General features: G+C 71.8%; 16 protein-coding genes. 10 read left to right on the top strand and 6 right to left on the bottom strand.

Going from position 1 to position 14,676, the window contains the following annotated elements; genetic code table 11:
- Positions 1–63 precede the first annotated feature (63 nt).
- From HNR19_RS13850 to HNR19_RS13840, 3 genes are all read left to right on the top strand, one after another.
- Positions 64–378, top strand: coding sequence for an STAS domain-containing protein (locus HNR19_RS13850; RefSeq protein ID WP_179668467.1), 315 nt, complete (start codon positions 64–66; stop codon positions 376–378).
- A gap of 91 nt (positions 379–469) precedes the next feature.
- Positions 470–2,467, top strand: coding sequence for a protein meaA (locus tag HNR19_RS13845; protein ID WP_179668466.1), 1,998 nt, complete (start codon positions 470–472; stop codon positions 2,465–2,467).
- Positions 2,468–2,487: 20 nt separating this feature from the next.
- Positions 2,488–3,861, top strand: a complete 1,374-nt coding sequence (locus tag HNR19_RS13840; protein ID WP_179668465.1) for an NAD(P)-binding protein — start codon at positions 2,488–2,490, stop codon at positions 3,859–3,861.
- 15 nt (positions 3,862–3,876) lie between these two features.
- Here the strand turns inward: HNR19_RS13840 and HNR19_RS13835 are convergent, their stop codons facing one another.
- Entirely contained in the window at positions 3,877–4,881 is a 1,005-nt protein-coding gene (locus HNR19_RS13835; RefSeq protein ID WP_179668464.1) for a hypothetical protein, read from the bottom strand.
- Positions 4,882–5,010: 129 nt separating this feature from the next.
- Here HNR19_RS13835 and HNR19_RS13830 point away from each other — a divergent pair, with 129 nt between their 5' ends.
- From HNR19_RS13830 to HNR19_RS13820, 3 genes are read left to right on the top strand one after another with little or no spacing between them, the layout of a single operon-like run.
- Positions 5,011–5,205: a hypothetical protein gene (locus tag HNR19_RS13830; RefSeq protein WP_179668463.1), complete on the top strand. Its 195-nt coding sequence runs from the start codon at positions 5,011–5,013 to the stop codon at positions 5,203–5,205.
- A 35-nt stretch (positions 5,206–5,240) separates the two neighbouring features.
- Positions 5,241–5,765 carry a ferritin gene (locus tag HNR19_RS13825; protein WP_179668462.1) on the top strand — a complete coding sequence of 175 codons (525 nt, stop codon included), beginning with the start codon at positions 5,241–5,243 and terminating at the stop codon, positions 5,763–5,765.
- A gap of 7 nt (positions 5,766–5,772) precedes the next feature.
- Positions 5,773–6,705 carry an FAD-dependent oxidoreductase gene (locus HNR19_RS13820; protein WP_179668461.1) on the top strand — a complete coding sequence of 311 codons (933 nt, stop codon included), beginning with the start codon at positions 5,773–5,775 and terminating at the stop codon, positions 6,703–6,705.
- Here the strand turns inward: HNR19_RS13820 and HNR19_RS13815 are convergent.
- Entirely contained in the window at positions 6,674–8,083 is a 1,410-nt protein-coding gene (locus tag HNR19_RS13815) for an MFS transporter (protein ID WP_179668460.1), read from the bottom strand. The two genes, HNR19_RS13820 and HNR19_RS13815, sit on opposite strands and share 32 nt — an antisense overlap.
- Before the next feature lie 103 nt (positions 8,084–8,186).
- On the opposite strand from HNR19_RS13815, the gene HNR19_RS13810 reads away from it, so the two are divergent.
- Positions 8,187–9,044: an MmyB family transcriptional regulator gene (locus HNR19_RS13810; protein ID WP_179668459.1), complete on the top strand. Its 858-nt coding sequence runs from the start codon at positions 8,187–8,189 to the stop codon at positions 9,042–9,044.
- Here HNR19_RS13810 and HNR19_RS13805 read toward each other — a convergent pair.
- Both HNR19_RS13805 and nucS read right to left on the bottom strand, forming a co-directional pair.
- Complete coding sequence (locus HNR19_RS13805) at positions 9,041–9,631, bottom strand: DUF952 domain-containing protein (protein ID WP_179668458.1); 591 nt, start codon at positions 9,629–9,631, stop codon at positions 9,041–9,043. The genes HNR19_RS13810 and HNR19_RS13805 overlap by 4 nt on opposite strands.
- Before the next feature lie 8 nt (positions 9,632–9,639).
- The gene (gene nucS, locus HNR19_RS13800) at positions 9,640–10,338 is read right to left on the bottom strand and encodes an endonuclease NucS (RefSeq protein WP_179668457.1); all 699 of its coding nucleotides are present in this window, start codon (positions 10,336–10,338) and stop codon (positions 9,640–9,642) included.
- A 126-nt stretch (positions 10,339–10,464) separates the two neighbouring features.
- Between nucS and HNR19_RS13795 the strand changes: the two genes are divergently transcribed.
- Positions 10,465–11,631: a 3-hydroxyacyl-CoA dehydrogenase family protein gene (locus HNR19_RS13795; RefSeq protein WP_179668456.1), complete on the top strand. Its 1,167-nt coding sequence runs from the start codon at positions 10,465–10,467 to the stop codon at positions 11,629–11,631.
- A 58-nt stretch (positions 11,632–11,689) separates the two neighbouring features.
- Here HNR19_RS13795 and HNR19_RS13790 read toward each other — a convergent pair whose 3' ends face one another.
- Positions 11,690–12,193 carry a DUF4189 domain-containing protein gene (locus HNR19_RS13790; protein WP_179668455.1) on the bottom strand — a complete coding sequence of 168 codons (504 nt, stop codon included), beginning with the start codon at positions 12,191–12,193 and terminating at the stop codon, positions 11,690–11,692.
- 107 nt (positions 12,194–12,300) lie between these two features.
- Here HNR19_RS13790 and HNR19_RS13785 point away from each other — a divergent pair, with 107 nt between their 5' ends.
- Positions 12,301–13,095, top strand: a complete 795-nt coding sequence (locus HNR19_RS13785) for an alpha/beta fold hydrolase (protein ID WP_179668454.1) — start codon at positions 12,301–12,303, stop codon at positions 13,093–13,095.
- A 3-nt stretch (positions 13,096–13,098) separates the two neighbouring features.
- On the opposite strand, the gene HNR19_RS23565 is transcribed toward HNR19_RS13785, so the two are convergent.
- Positions 13,099–13,638, bottom strand: coding sequence for a CGNR zinc finger domain-containing protein (locus tag HNR19_RS23565; RefSeq protein ID WP_179668453.1), 540 nt, complete (start codon positions 13,636–13,638; stop codon positions 13,099–13,101).
- A 39-nt stretch (positions 13,639–13,677) separates the two neighbouring features.
- Here HNR19_RS23565 and HNR19_RS13775 point away from each other — a divergent pair, with 39 nt between their 5' ends.
- On the top strand, positions 13,678–14,667 hold the full coding sequence (locus HNR19_RS13775; protein ID WP_179668452.1) for an EamA family transporter: 990 nt from the start codon (positions 13,678–13,680) through the stop codon (positions 14,665–14,667).
- The last annotated feature ends 9 nt before the right edge of the window (positions 14,668–14,676 follow it).

The following is a 14,676-nucleotide window of genomic DNA, read 5'->3' as shown; positions in this document are numbered from 1 at the left end:
GGCGAGCGTCATGGTGGGTAAAGAACCACTCACAGACGCGAGGCCGAGAGGGAGGGATGGTCGATGGACATCACCACCGATGGACCCCACCTGCGCCTCAGCGGCGACCTCGACGTGCGCAGCACCTTCGAGGTCCGCAACGCGATCTACGACGCGCTGGCCCGCGGCGACGACCACACGCCGGTCACGATCGACATCTCCGAGGTCGACAGCATCGACCACACCGCGCTCAAGGTGATCGCCGCCGCCAGCCGCAACGCCGCCCGTGAGGGTCGCCGCGTCGTGCTCCGCGGGGCGTGCCCGGCGGTGCTCCGGATGCTGCACATCAGCCACCTGATCCGGGTGGTCGAGGTCGAGCGCGAGCCCATCGCGGTGTGATCGGCGGGCCGGCAGCCGGTCCGGCCCCTGTGGAGAACGCCACATTCCGTCGCAGTTACCTCCCGGTAGCAATCGGCCTACGCTTCGCTCTATGACTGCGAAGGACCGCCCCTGGGTGATGCGCACGTACGCCGGCCACTCGACCGCCGAGGCGTCCAACGCGCTCTACCGCACCAATCTCGCCAAGGGGCAGACCGGTCTCTCGGTCGCCTTCGACCTGCCGACGCAGACCGGCTACGACCCCGACAGCCCGCTCGCCCGCGGCGAGGTCGGCAAGGTCGGCGTGCCGGTCCCGCACCTCGGGGAGATGCGCAAGCTCTTCAACGAGATCCCGCTCACCGAGATGAACACCTCGATGACGATCAACGCCACCGCGATGTGGCTGCTGGCGATGTACCAGGTGGTCGCCGAGGAGCAGAACCCCGACCTGTCGCCGTCCGAGGTCGCCCACCAGCTCGCGGGCACGACCCAGAACGACATCATCAAGGAGTACCTGTCGCGGGGCACCTACGTGTTCCCGCCCGAGCACTCGCTGCGGCTGATCGCCGACATGATCGCCTACACGGTCCACGAGATCCCGAAGTGGAACCCGATCAACATCTGCAGCTACCACCTGCAGGAGGCCGGCGCCACGCCGACGCAGGAGCTCGCCTACGCGCTGTGCACCGCGATCGCGGTCCTCGACCAGGTCAAGAACTCCGGCCAGGTCAACGACGAGGACTTCGAGAAGGTCGTCGGGCGGATCTCCTTCTTCGTCAACGCCGGCGTCCGGTTCATCGAGGAGACCTGCAAGATGCGGGCCTTCGTGGAGCTGTGGGACGAGATCACCCGCGAGCGGTACGGCGTGCAGGACCCGAAGATGCGCCGGTTCCGCTACGGGGTGCAGGTCAACTCCCTCGGCCTCACCGAGGCGCAGCCCGAGAACAACGTGCAGCGGATCGTGCTCGAGATGCTCGGCGTGACGCTGTCGAAGAAGGCGCGCGCCCGCGCCGTACAGCTGCCGGCCTGGAACGAGGCGCTCGGCCTGCCGCGCCCGTGGGACCAGCAGTGGTCGCTGCGCCTCCAGCAGGTGCTGGCCTTCGAGTCCGACCTGCTGGAGTACGACGACATCTTTGACGGCTCCCACGTGATCGAGGCGAAGGTCAAGGAACTCGTCGACGGCGCCAAGGCCGAGATCGACCGGGTGCAGGCGATGGGCGGCGCGATCGCCGCCGTCGACTCCGGCTACATGAAGCAGGAGCTGGTCTCGGCCCACGCGGCGCGCCGCTCCCGGATCGAGGCCGGCGACGAGGTCATCGTCGGCGTCAACAAGTACGAGACCACCGAGCCGAGCCCGCTGACCGCCAACCTCGACGAGGCGATCATGACCGCCGACCCGAAGGCGGAGGAGTCCGCGATCGCGTCGGTCGAGGCGTGGAAGGCCCAGCGCGACCAGGCCGAGGTCGACGAGGCGCTCGCGAAGCTCGCGAACGATGCGAAGTCGGGCGTCAACCTGATGACCGCGACGCTGGCCGCGGCTCGCGCTGGTGCGACGACGGGCGAATGGGCCGGGACCCTGCGCGAGGTGTTCGGCGAGTTCCGCGCGCCCACCGGTGTGGCCGGCGCCGTCGGGGTCGCCGAGGCAGGTGCCGAGCTGACCGCTGTCCGCGACGCCGTGAAGCGCACCGGCGAGGAGCTCGGCGGCCGGCTGCGGCTGCTCGTCGGCAAGCCGGGGCTCGACGGGCACTCCAACGGCGCCGAGCAGGTGGCCGTCCGCGCCCGCGACGCCGGGTTCGAGGTCATCTACCAGGGCATCCGGCTCACGCCGGAGCAGATCGTCGCCGCGGCCGTGGCCGAGGACGTGCACTGCGTCGGCCTCTCGATCCTCTCCGGCTCGCACATGGAGCTGGTGCCGGCGGTGCTCGAGGGCCTGAAGGCCCAGGGCATGGCCGACGTGCCGGTGATCGTCGGCGGCATCATCCCCGAGTCCGACGGGCGCAAGCTGGTGGAGCTCGGCGTCGCCGCGGTCTACACGCCCAAGGACTTCGGGCTGACCGAGATCATGGGCGGGATCGTCGACGTGATCCGGAAGGCCAACGGGCTGGGCTGAGCAGGAGTAGCGTCCGCCTCATGGCGGAGGCGCTCAGCGCTGATTACGTCGTGGTCGGCGCGGGAGCGGCGGGCATGGCGTTCGCCGACGCCGTCGTCGGCCACTCGGATGCCGAGGTCGTCATCGTCGACCGGCGCCACGCTCCTGGGGGCCACTGGGTCGACGCCTACCCGTTCGTCCGGCTCCACCAGGCGTCATTGTTCTACGGCGTCGCGGGGGAGCAGCTCGGCGACGGCAGCGTCCAGACCTCCGGCCCCGAGCAGGGGCTCCAGGAGCGTGCGACCGCTCCGGAGATCTGCGCCTACTACACGCGGGTCATGGACCGTCTCGTGCGGACCGGGCAGGTGAGGTTCCTGCCCGGCTGCGACTGGCTGGCGGACGGACGCGCCCGCTCGCGCGCCTCGGGCAAGGAGTACGCCGTGAGCGCCCGCCGTGCCGTCGTCGACGCCCACTACCTCGAGCCGATGATCCCGGCGACGACGCCGGCGCCGTTCGAGGTCGGTGACGGTGCCCGGGTGATCCCCGTCAACGAGCTGGTCCGGCTCGACGGCGCACCGTCGCGCTACGCGATCGTCGGCTCCGGCAAGACTGCGACGGACTCCATCGTGTGGCTGCTCGGCAACGGCGTCGACCCGGACCGCATCTGCTGGATCCGGCCGCGCGACCCCTGGCTCCTCAACAGGGCGAAGGTGCAACCCGATCCCGCCGTCTTCCTCGGCATCGGCGCCGACATGATGGAGGCCGCGGCGACCGCATCGTCCCTGGACCAGATGTTCCTGCGCCTCGAGGAGGCCGGCGTCGTGCTGCGGATCGACACCGCCATCACCCCCACGATGGCGCGGACGCCGACCCTGGCGCAGTGGGAGCTCGACCTCCTGCGTTCGGTCGACGACGTCGTTCGGCTCGGTCACGTCCGGCACGTGGATCCCGGCCGCATGGTGCTCGACGACGGCACGGTGCCGCTGGCCGCGGACACGGTCGTCGTGCACTGCGCCGCGGCCGGGCTGCGGGACCGGCCGTCCGTGCCGATCTGGGGCGAGGGCACGATCACGGTGCAGCCGACCCGGGCCGGGTTCCCCTGCTTCGGTGCCGCGATGATCGGCTACGTCGAGGCGACCCGCGGCGACACCGACGAGAAGAACCGGGTGTGCCCGCCGTCGACCTACCCGAACTCGCTCGCGGACTGGACACGCATGCAGGTGCTCGGCGCCCGGTCCGCGGCGGCGTTCAACGCCGAACCCGACATCGCGGCATGGGCCAACGACTGCCTGCTCAACCCCGCGCGGGTGCCGGCCGAGAAGGCCGGCGACCCGGCCGTGGGTGCGGTGAAGGAGCGGATCGCCGCTGCCGGCGGCCCCGGACTGGCCCGGATGGCGGAGCTCGCCGGGCTCTGACTGCGCGGTGACGACTCAGCGGTCCAGGTAGCGCTCGGCGGCCTCGGTCCACCCGCGCGGGTCCGCGCCGTCGTGTGCCCGGCCGACGGCGACGTCGAGGATCGTGTCGAAGCCGGCGTCGCTCTGCTCCCAGTTGGTGTCGATCACGTACGCCGCGCCGTCGCCCATCGCGCGCACCAGGTCGAGGTGGGCGCGGATCATCGGCCACCAGCGGTCGCCGTACGTCTCGAACGTGAAGTCCCGCGGGCGGATGTCCGTGGGTCCGTCGATGGTCACGGTCACCTCGCGGTCGCTGACGCTGAGCGTGGCGACCGCGGGGCCTGCCGCGGCCACGAGCGCGTCCCACCGCTCGGCGTCCTCGGCGTCGAGGCCGCGGCCGCTCAGGTAGCCGCCGCCTCCGGAGATCAGGACGTCGGCCCATGCGGGGATGTCGGACGCCGCGACGTCGTCGGCGACCGCGCCGATGTCGGCGTACGTCGCCTCGGGCGGCATGTTGACCCAGACGTCGGACCCGGCGTCGTTCAGCGAGACGTAGCCGTGCTCGGCCAGTCCGCCGGCGGCAACCAGGAGACCCGCGGCGTCGGCGAGGTCGGTCTGCTCGGCGGTGTCGACGTGGAGGCTGACGCCGGCTCTCGTGGCGGCGATCGACTCGTCGCGGTCGCCGTCGACCTCGCCTATCTCGGCGAGCCCCTGCTCGAGGGCGGCAGCCACCTGCTCGGCCGTGGCGTCGCCGGAGGCGTGGATCACGAGGATCAGCTCGTTGATGCCCTCGCCGTCGATGCTGCGGAACTCGTAGCCCACGGCGTCGACACCGGCGAGCGCCTCCACCTCCTCCGCGAGATCCTCGGCGGCCTCGCAGTCGGCGGGGGAGTCGGCCTCGGTGGCGCAGCGGGCTCCGGTCTCGTGCGGGTAGCGTCCGCTGTCGTCGGTGCCGCCGCCGTCGCACCCGGCCAGGACCAGGGTCGCGCCGGTCGCGAGCATCGCGAGGCGGGTGAGGAGGACGACGCGGGAGCGGTGCATGCGGCCACCGTGCCCGGGCGTGAGGGCTGGCATGTCAGGAACCGGGGTAATTCGTCCGTCGGGACGAGCCGTACGACCACAGAGCGGTCCCACCAAGGCAAGCCTTACCTCTACCGATAGGGTGCGTGCGTGGGCAAGGGCAAGAAGGGGAGGCGCAAGCTCCCCAAGACCAAGTGCTGCGAGTCGAGCTCGAAGTGCGGTCGCTGCCCCCTGCGGATGCTCAAGGAGGGCACCCTGCCCGAGGGCCTCACCGTGAAGCACCGCCGGCTGGTGACGGTGAAGGGCAAGAAGGTCACGAAGAAGGCGCTGCAGAAGGCCGCATAGGGGGCGCTGTCGGCGGCATCGATAGGGTTCCGACCATGGCTGCCACCCGCTTCTCCGACCAGCTCAACGCCCAGATCGGCAACGAGTTCGCGTCCCACAACCAGTACCTCGCCTGCGCCGTCCACTACGACGCGCTGACGATGCCCCAAACGGCGGCCTTCTTCTACAACCAGGCGCTCGAGGAGCGTGACCACGCGATGATGATGGTGCAATACCTCCTCGACACCGACGTTCCGGTCACCATCCCCGCCGTGCCCGCGCCGACCGCCGACTTCGCCGACGTGGTCGAGCCCGTCGCGCTCGCGCTCGAGCAGGAGCGGCGGGTCACCCAGCAGATCAACGACCTGCTGCGCACCGCGCGCGAGGAGAACGACTTCGCCTCCGAGCAGTTCATGCAGTGGTTCATCAAGGAGCAGGTCGAGGAGGTCGCGACGATGAGCGACCTGCTCGCCGTCGTGACCCGCAGCAAGGACGACGTCAACGACATCGAGGAGTGGGTCGCCCGCGAGACCGGGGGCGCCCAGGACGACCCGACGGCGCCGCGGTTGGCCGGCGCCTGAGGCAGTCATGGCCAGGGTGATCGTCGTCGGGGCCGGCGTGATCGGCCTGTCCTGCGCGGTGCGCCTCGCCGAGGCGGGCCACCGGGTCGACGTCGTCGCCCGCGACCTGCCCCGCGAGACGACGTCCGCCGTCGCGGGCGCGTTCTGGTCACCGCACGGCGCCCTCCCGGTGGAGCGGGCGCGCGCCTGGTCGGCCCGCTCCTACGACGTGTTCACGGAGCTCGCCTCCGATCCCGCCAGCGGCGTCGTGCTGAGGCCGGGCACGGAGGTCTTCGCGACCGAGCAGCCCGAGCCGGAGTGGCGCGGCGCCGTACCCGATCTCGCCCGGGAGACCTCGCTTCCGGAGGGCTACGCCGACGGCTGGACGTTCACCACTCCGGTCGTCGAGATGCCCCTCTACCTCGACTGGCTGGCAGCGCGGCTCGCCGCGCTCGGCGGCACGCTGACCCGCATCAACCTCTCGGCGCTGCCGCCGACCGGCGACGGCGAGGGCGCCGACCTGGTGCTCGACTGCGCCGGTCTCGGCGCCCGGCTCTTCGCCGGCGACCTGTCGGTCGAGCCGGTGCGCGGACAGGTCGTGGTCGTCGAGCAGGTGGGCCTGGACCGGGTGTGGTTCGACCCCGCGGGGCCGACGTACGTCGTGCCGCGGTCGGGCGACATCGTCGTCGGCGGCACGCTGCAGCCCGGGGAGTGGAGCCGTACGCCGGACCCGGCCGCCGCCGACGACATCCTGGCCCGCGCAGCCCGGCTGGTGCCCGAGATCGCGGGCGCGCGGGTGCTCCGCCACAAGGTCGGGCTGCGCCCCGCGCGGCCGGAGGTGCGGGTGGAGCGCCAGGGCGACGTGATCCACTGCTACGGGCACGGTGGCAACGGCGTCGGCCTCAGCTGGGGCTGTGCCGACGAGGTCGTCAGCCTCGCCGGGAGTCCAGCAGCCGGGTGAGCCCGGCGACCACGACCATCGCGGCCGCCAGGAGGAGCACGGTGCGCTCGAACCCGTCGCCCACGCCCCAGCCGAGGTAGACCGACCCGACGACGGCCGAGCCGAAGCCGAGACCGGCCTGCATCACCGTGATCAGCAGTCCGCCGCCGAGGCCGGCGAGGTGGGCCGGCACCTGGCTCAGGACGACGCCGACGATCGGCGACCACACGAGGCCGAGGCCGAGTCCGCTGAGCGCCATCGGCAGGGCGACCTCCGCGGCGCCGAACGTCGCGGTCGCTCCGAGGTCGTCGAGCGCGAGGGCGAGCCAGCCGAACCCGGCGGCCGCGACCAGTGCGCCCACGGTGAGCACGGTGGCGCCGTACCGCGGAAGGAGGCGTCCGGCCACGATGGAGGCGACGAGGAACGCGGCCGACATCGGGAGCAGGCTCACGCCGATGCGCAGCGGGTCGAGGCCGTGGACGGCAGCCATGTAGGAGTAGACGAACATGAAGCCGCCGAAGGTCACGAACATCGGGGTGGCGACGGCGAGGCCGACGGGGATGCTGCGGAACCGGAACAGGCTCGGCGGCACGAGCGGGAGGTCGCCGCGGCGCTCGGTGCGCGCCTGCCATGCCACGAGCGCGGTTGCCGCCACCGGGACGCCGGCGAGGCACAGCCAGGTCCACAGGGGCCAGTCGAGCGTGCGGCCCTCGGTGAGGGGCAGGATCAGCAGGGCCATCGTCGCGAACAGCAGGCCGGCGCCCGGCCAGTCGAGCGCCGTGCGCGACGGGGCCTTGGACTCGGGGAGCCAGCGGACCACTGCGGCGAGCACGAGCACGCCGAGCGGAAGGTTGATCCAGAACACCGAGCGCCAGCCGAGGTCGGACCCCGCCAAGCTGCCGCCGACCAGGAACGCCAGGGAGGTGGCGATGCCGGCCGTCGCGCCGAACCAGGCCAGCGCGCGGGTGCGGTGGTGGCCCTCGGTGTTGGCGTGGATGCTCGCCAGCACCTGCGGAGCGACGAGCGCGGCGCTGACGCCCTGCACGAAGCGGGCGCCCACGAGCTGGAGCGGGGTCTGGGCGGCGGCACACAGCAGGCTGGTCACCGCGAACGCCGCGAGCCCGAGCACCAGCATCCGCTTGCGCCCGTGGGAGTCGCCGAGCCGCCCGCCGATCACCACCAGCGCGGCGTACATGACGCCGTAGGCGCCGACGACGAGCTGCAGCATGCCGGGCGATGCGTCGAGGTCGACGCCGATCTCTCCGAGCGCGACGTTGACGCTGAAGAAGGACATGACGGGCACGGTCAGGGCCGCGAGGGCGGCCACCAGGGCTGCCGGGTGCAACCGTCGCTGGTCGACCGCGTCGCCGGTCGAGGGTCGGGGGAGGGTGGAAGTCATGGCCAGTAGTCTTGGGGCGGTCGGATCAGGGTGGTGAGTGCCTGGTTATCCCGGTAGTGGCAGCAACTGGATAACCCCCACGGGCGGTGCGACCATCGTGTCCGTGGCCACCGACACCTCGCGCCGGCGTACCGAGCTCGCCGACTTCCTCCGCACGCGACGCGAGCGGCTCACGCCCGACGACGTCGGGCTCCCGCGCGGAGGTCGCCGACGCACGCCGGGCCTGCGGCGCGAGGAGGTCGCTCTGCTCGCCGGGATCGGCGTGACCTGGTACACCTGGCTCGAGCAGGGACGCGACATCAACGCGTCGGTCCAGGTGCTCGAGGCGATCGCGCGGACGCTGCAGATGGACAACCAGGAACGCTGGCACCTGTTCCAGCTGGCCGGGGTCACGATCGCCGCCGCGTCCTCGGAGCACGCGGAGCTGTCCACGGCTCAGCAGGAGGTGCTCGACCAGCTCGACCCGTTCCCGTCCGCGGTGGTGTCGCCGCGGTTCGACATCCTCGGCTACAACCGCGCCTACAACCGGCTGTTCGGTGACGTGGACTCGATCGAGCCGGGCGAGCGCAACACGATCTGGCTGTTCTTCACGAGCCCGCGCCTGAAGGACATGTGCATCGGCAACCGCGCGCAGGCCGCCGCCCACCTGGTCGCGACGCTGCGCTCGGCGTCGGCCCAGCACGTCGACGACCCGTTGTGGACCGGCCTCGTGCAGCGTCTGCGCGAGGCGTCCGAGGAGTTCGACGCGCTCTGGCGCCGCCACGACGTCGTCCACGGCGCGCTGCCCGCGAAGGACTTCCGCAGCCCGGTCGGCGACCTCCACCTCCAGGTCAGCCGGTTCGAGATGGGCGAGAACGGCAGCGCCCGGATGACGGTCTACTCGCCGCGCGACGAGGCGACCCGCGGGCGGCTCACGCAGCTCGTCGAGTACGACGCCGCGCAGCGCCTGCGGGCGGTCTAGCCGGCGCTCGCGCCGCTCCGCCGCGCGTGGAGCCAGACGCCCGCGACGACACCCACCGCGAGACCGACCCCCGCGCCGACCAGCCCGCCGGTGTCGCCCTGCGTGTAGCCGACCGCCGCGCCGGCGACGGTGCAGACGAGCACGACCGCGGCGACGAGCACGTTGGCGAACATCTCCTGGAGGAACAGCCGGCTGAAGCTCGGTCCGGGTGCGGTGGGTCCCGGCGCAGCGGGGGTGGGGGCCGGTCCATCCGGCGTCGTACCCGCCTCCGGCAGTGGCAGGGCGCGCACGACGGCGTCGACCCGGAGCGGCCCGTAGAGGTGCGGGAACGTCTCGGTGCCGCCCGGTGCCGCCGGCTCCTCGACCACCGGCACGTCGAGCAGGTCGGTGTCGATCTGGAGGAGCAGCAGCGGCTCGGTGACGTCGGCGTAGAAGCGCTCGCGCACCGCCGGCCACTGGTCGGCACGGCTGGCGTGGATGAAGCCCTCCTCGGCGAGCGTGCGCCCGCGCGTGGAGATCGTGTAGGCGCCTTCGCCCTGCGCCGCCTCCCAGTCGGAGGCGAGCGCGAGGTGGAAGATCGTGGCCATCTCGCTCCTCAGAACAGCCGGTCGGTCGGGTCGTCGAGACCGCGCAGCGCGTCGTAGTCGACGACGGCGCAGGTGATGCCGCGGTCGCCGGCGAGCACGCGGGCCTGCGGCTTGATCTCCTGGGCCGCGAAGATCCCGCGCACCGGCGCGAGCAGCGGGTCGCGGTTGAGGAGCTCGAGGTAGCGGGTGAGCTGCTCGACGCCGTCGATCTCGCCGCGGCGCTTGATCTCGACCGCGACGCTCACGCCGTCGGCGTCCTTGCACATCAGGTCGACCGGTCCGATGGCAGTGGGGTACTCGCGACGCACCAGGCTCAGACCGGGCATGAGCGTGCCGGGGTGGTCGGCGAGCAGCTCCTGGAGGTGCTTCTCGACGCCGTCCTTCTGGAGGCCGGGATCGATGCCGAGCTCGTGGGAGGAGTCGTGGAGGATCTCCTCGATCAGGATCCGTAGCGTGTCGGGCGTCGCGCCCTTGGCCGCCTTCGCGGTCACGGTCCACTCGACCCTCTCGGTGCCGTCCTCGTCCACGACGGACTCCCGGACCGTGCAGGGCGGCGACATCCAGTTCAGCGGCTTGTAGGAGCCGCCGTCGGAGTGGACCAGGACCGAGCCGTCGGCCTTGATCATCAGCACCCGGGTCGCCATCGGGAGGTGTGCGGTCAACCGGCCTGCGTAGTCCACCTGGCAGCGAGCGACGACGAGTCTCACGAGGCGCGAATCTACAGTGGCGGCGATGAGGGGAGGCGGGAGCCCGCCGTACGCGTGTCCAGCGCCACGTCTCGCATAGTTACCGGACGGTAGAACTCCGTGTGACGGCGTGTGACACTGCCTGTCATGACTTCCAGCGAAGAGATCTTCAGCACCCTGGTGCTGCCGTACCTCAACCACGCGGTGCGTATGTACGAGGCCGACTACGCCTCGGCGGCCGACATCGACGCGGCGATGCGGTTCGGCTGCGGCTACCCGCAGGGCCCGCTGGCGACGATCGACGAGATCGGCGCCGCGAAGGTCCGCAACGAGCTCGACGAGCGGTTCAAGCAGACCACCGACCACCTGCACCAGCCGGCCGACCTGCTCGAGCAGCTGGCTGCCGAGGGCAGGACGTTCGCCGAGGCGAGCGCGGCCGGTGAGGTCGCGACCCCCGAGCTCAAGCACGACATCGCCAAGGTCGGCGTCGTCGGCACCGGCACGATGGCCTCCGGCATCGCGCTCGTCTTCGCACAGAGCGGCTACGAGGTCACCTACGTCGGCCGTAGCCAGGAGAAGCTCGACGGCGTGGTCGGCTACGTGACCAAGAACCTCGACCGCGCGGTGTCGAAGGGCAAGCTCGACGAGGCCGGCAAGGAGGCCGTGCTCGGCCGACTGACCGGCGCGACCGAGCGCGAGGCGCTCGCCGACGTCGACATCGTGGTCGAGGCCATCGCCGAGGACCTCGCGATCAAGACCGAGCTCTACAAGGACCTCGACCGGATCTGCAAGCAGGGCGCGATCCTCGCGACCACCACCTCGAGCCTCCCGATCACCCGCCTCGGCGAGGCGACCTCGCGGCCCGAGTCGGTCATCGGCATGCACTTCTTCAACCCCGCGCCGGTGATGAAGCTGGTCGAGGTCGTCACCACGCCTGCCACTGGCGCCGACGTCGACGAGACCGTCAAGGCGCTGTGCGCGAAGGTCGGCAAGGTCGCGGTCTCCTGCGGCGACCGCGCGGGCTTCATCGTCAACTGCCTGCTGTTCCCCTACCTCAACGACGCGGTCAAGCTGCACGAGTCGGGCGTCGCGATCGCCGACATCGACGCCGCGATCAAGGAGCAGGCCGGCTTCCCGATGGGGCCGTTCGAGCTGCTCGACGTGGTCGGCAACGACGTGTCGCTGGCGATCCAGAAGGAGCTCTACGCCGAGTTCAAGGAGCCGGGCTTCGCGCCGGCCGAGCTGCTGGAGCAGAAGGTCGCCGCCGGCGAGCTGGGCCGGAAGACCAAGAAGGGCTTCCACGACTACGCGTGAGCCCGTCGTACGACGGAAACCGCCCCGCGCCTCGTCGAGGCGCGGGGCGGTTCGTCGTTCAGCGGCCGGTGCAGTCGGCGATCGCGACGTACTCCTCGCCGTCGCCCCGCACCGCGCGCAGGGCGCGGCGGACCGCCTTCCGCCGGGTCTCCTTGACCGTCAGCCGGCGCGCGAAGTCGGTCTCGCGGTGCGCCCACTGGAGCAGGTCGCCGTCGCTCGCGCGGTAGGCGATCGCCAGGCAGCCGTGCCGGTTGGTGCCCGCGGCGCGGCAGTCGGCGTCGTACTCGTCGGCGGAGTACTGCTTGCACAGCCTCTTGGCGGTCCGCCTCGCCGCCTCGCGCGTTGCGGTGTTCTCCCAGGTGTAGGCGACGCCCGTGCTGACGTTGAACGCGCCGCCGATCCAGCACCGCGGCGGGTTGCACTTCCTGCGCTCGGTCCCGGCCGCTCCCGCACTGTCGCCGTTGTCCGATGACGCAGCCGGGATCACGGCGAGCAGGGTGCCGCCGAGGAGCAGCGCTGCGGCCAGCGCGACTGCGGTGCGGATGAGTGCGGTCGGTGTCATGCGTCGTCTCCCGTGGTGAACGAATGGCTGGACAGCATCCTGGCCCCACCCCATCACGACTCCGACCCCGCTCGCCGCACGTTCGGCAGACTGCCTAGCCTTGCCGGGTGACGTTGCACACGAGTGAGCTCGGGGAGTCCGGCAGTCGCGTGGTCTTCCTGCACGGGCTCTTCGGGCAGGGCAAGAACTGGACGACCATCGGGAAGGCGCTCGCGACCGACCACCGGGTGCTGCTGGTCGACCTGCCGCACCACGGCCGCTCGCCCTGGGCCGACCGCTGGGACTACCGCGACGTCGTCGAGCAGGTCGCCGGCCTCTGGACCGCCGACGACCCGGTGACGCTGGTCGGGCACTCCCTCGGGGGCAAGGTCGCGATGCTGCTGGCGCTGCTCCACCCGGAGCTGGTCGAGCGGCTCTGCGTGGTGGACATGTCGCCGGTCAACTACGAGTCCAACCCGGTCGGCGGGCTCGCGCGCTACGCGACGGCGCTGCGGTCGATGGACCTCGACGCGATCGACGGACGCGGGGACGCCGATCGGATGCTGGCCGAGCACGAGCAGAGCCCGACCGTGCGGTCGTTCCTCCTGCAGAACCTGCGGCGGGACGGTGACGGCTGGCGCTGGCAGCCCAACCTGGAGGTGCTCGAGCGTGACATGCCGCTGCTGGGCGCCTGGCCCGACGACCTCGTCGCGGACGCGGCGCCGTACGGCGGACCGGTGCTCTGGGTGGCGGGCGGGCGGTCGGAGTACGTCAGCGACGAGTACGCCGACGAGATGGCCCGCTACTTCCCGCGGGTGCGCCGGGTGACCGTCAAGCAAGCCGGGCACTGGGTGCACTCCGAGCAGCCCGACGTGATGATCGAGGCGCTGCGGCGGTTCCTCAAGGCTCCGGTCGAGCAGTAGGGCTCAGGCGCCGGCGGCCTGGCGCGCGCGGTAGGCCGCGACCGCGTTGCGGTTGCCGCACGCCGCGGAGCAGAACCGTCGTGAGCGGTTGCGGGACAGGTCGAGCACGACGCCCTCGCAGTCGTCGTCGGCGCAGATGTCGAGGCGCGACATCTCGTCGGCGCGGATCATGTCGATCATCGCCATCGCGGTCTCCACGATGATCCGCTCGTGCAGCGGCCGCTCGGGGCCGACGGCGTGGATGTGCCAGTCGAGGTGGTCGTGCCGCACGAGCTGGGGGAGCGCGTCGTACTCGCGGAGCATCGCGTTGACCTGCTCCACCGCCTCGTCGCGGTCACTCGTGAGCAGGCGGCGCAGCCGGTCGCGGACGCCGCGGACCGCCTCGAGCTCGGCACGGTCGCGGTCGTGGCGGCCGGTGTACTCGAAGTCGGCGAAGAACCGGTCGAGGTCGGCGACCGTCGTCAGGGTGTCCGGCGCGAGCCCTGTGTTGGCGAGCGTCACCGCCGCCTGGAGGGCGATGCTCGTGTCATCGGCGAATACCACGTTGACAGGTTATCCGAACTGCCACTAGCGTAATGACCCATGGTGTCGATGACTCATGACAGCGCGGGGGCGGCCGGTACGTCGGCCGAGCTCCCCGTCACCCGCGCGTCGGCCGGCATCGGCCTCGCGCTGGCCTCGGCGGTGTCGTTCGCGCTGTCCGGCGCGCTCGCCTCGCCGCTGCTCGACAGCGGCTGGAGCGCGGGTGCCGTCGTCCTGGTGCGGATCGGGCTCGCGGCGCTCGTCGTGCTGCCGTTCGGCATCGCCGCCGTGCACGGCCGCTGGCACCTGGTCCGCGCCGCCGCGCCGACGATCGCGCTCTACGGCGTGCTCGCGGTCGCCGGGGCGCAGTTCTGCTACTTCTCCGCGGTGCAGACGATGGAGGTCGGCCCCGCCCTGCTGATCGAGTACACCGCGCCCGCCGCCGTCGTCGCCTGGCTGTGGCTGCGCCACGGGCAGCGCCCCGGCCCGCTCACACTGGCGGGCGCGGCGGTGGCCGCGCTCGGCCTGCTGCTCGTGCTCGACCTGTTCTCCGGGGCCGACTTCGACGTCGTCGGGGCCGCCTGGTCGCTGGGCGCGATGGTGGGCGCCGCGGCGTACTTCCTCATCTCCGCTGACGACACCACCGGCCTGCCGCCGATGGCGATGGCCGGCGGGGGCCTGCTCGTCGGAGGGGTGGCGCTGGCGCTGCTCGGGCTCGTCGGCGCGCTGCCGATGCGGACGGCCACGGAGGCGGTGACCTACGCGGGTCTCGACGTCGACTGGTGGGTCCCGCTGCTGCTGCTCGGCCTGGTCACCGCCGCGCTGGCCTACGTCACCGGCATCGCCGCCGCCCGCCGACTCGGGTCGCGCCTGGCCTCCTTTGTCGCGTTGAGCGAGGTGGTCGCCGCGGTGCTGTGGGCGTGGGCGCTCCTGGGCCAGCTGCCCAGCCCCGTCCAGTTCGTCGGTGGCGCCCTGATCCTGGTCGGCGTCATCGGGGTGAAGCTCGGTGAGCCCCGCCTGGCCGCCGAGTCGGCAGAAGTTCACGGCTGAGACACGCCG

The sequence above is a fragment of the Nocardioides thalensis genome (genome assembly GCF_013410655.1).
Classification (GTDB): domain Bacteria; phylum Actinomycetota; class Actinomycetes; order Propionibacteriales; family Nocardioidaceae; genus Nocardioides; species Nocardioides thalensis.
Note: the sequence above shows the minus strand (reverse complement) of the source record. Positions and strands in the feature narration are given on the sequence as shown.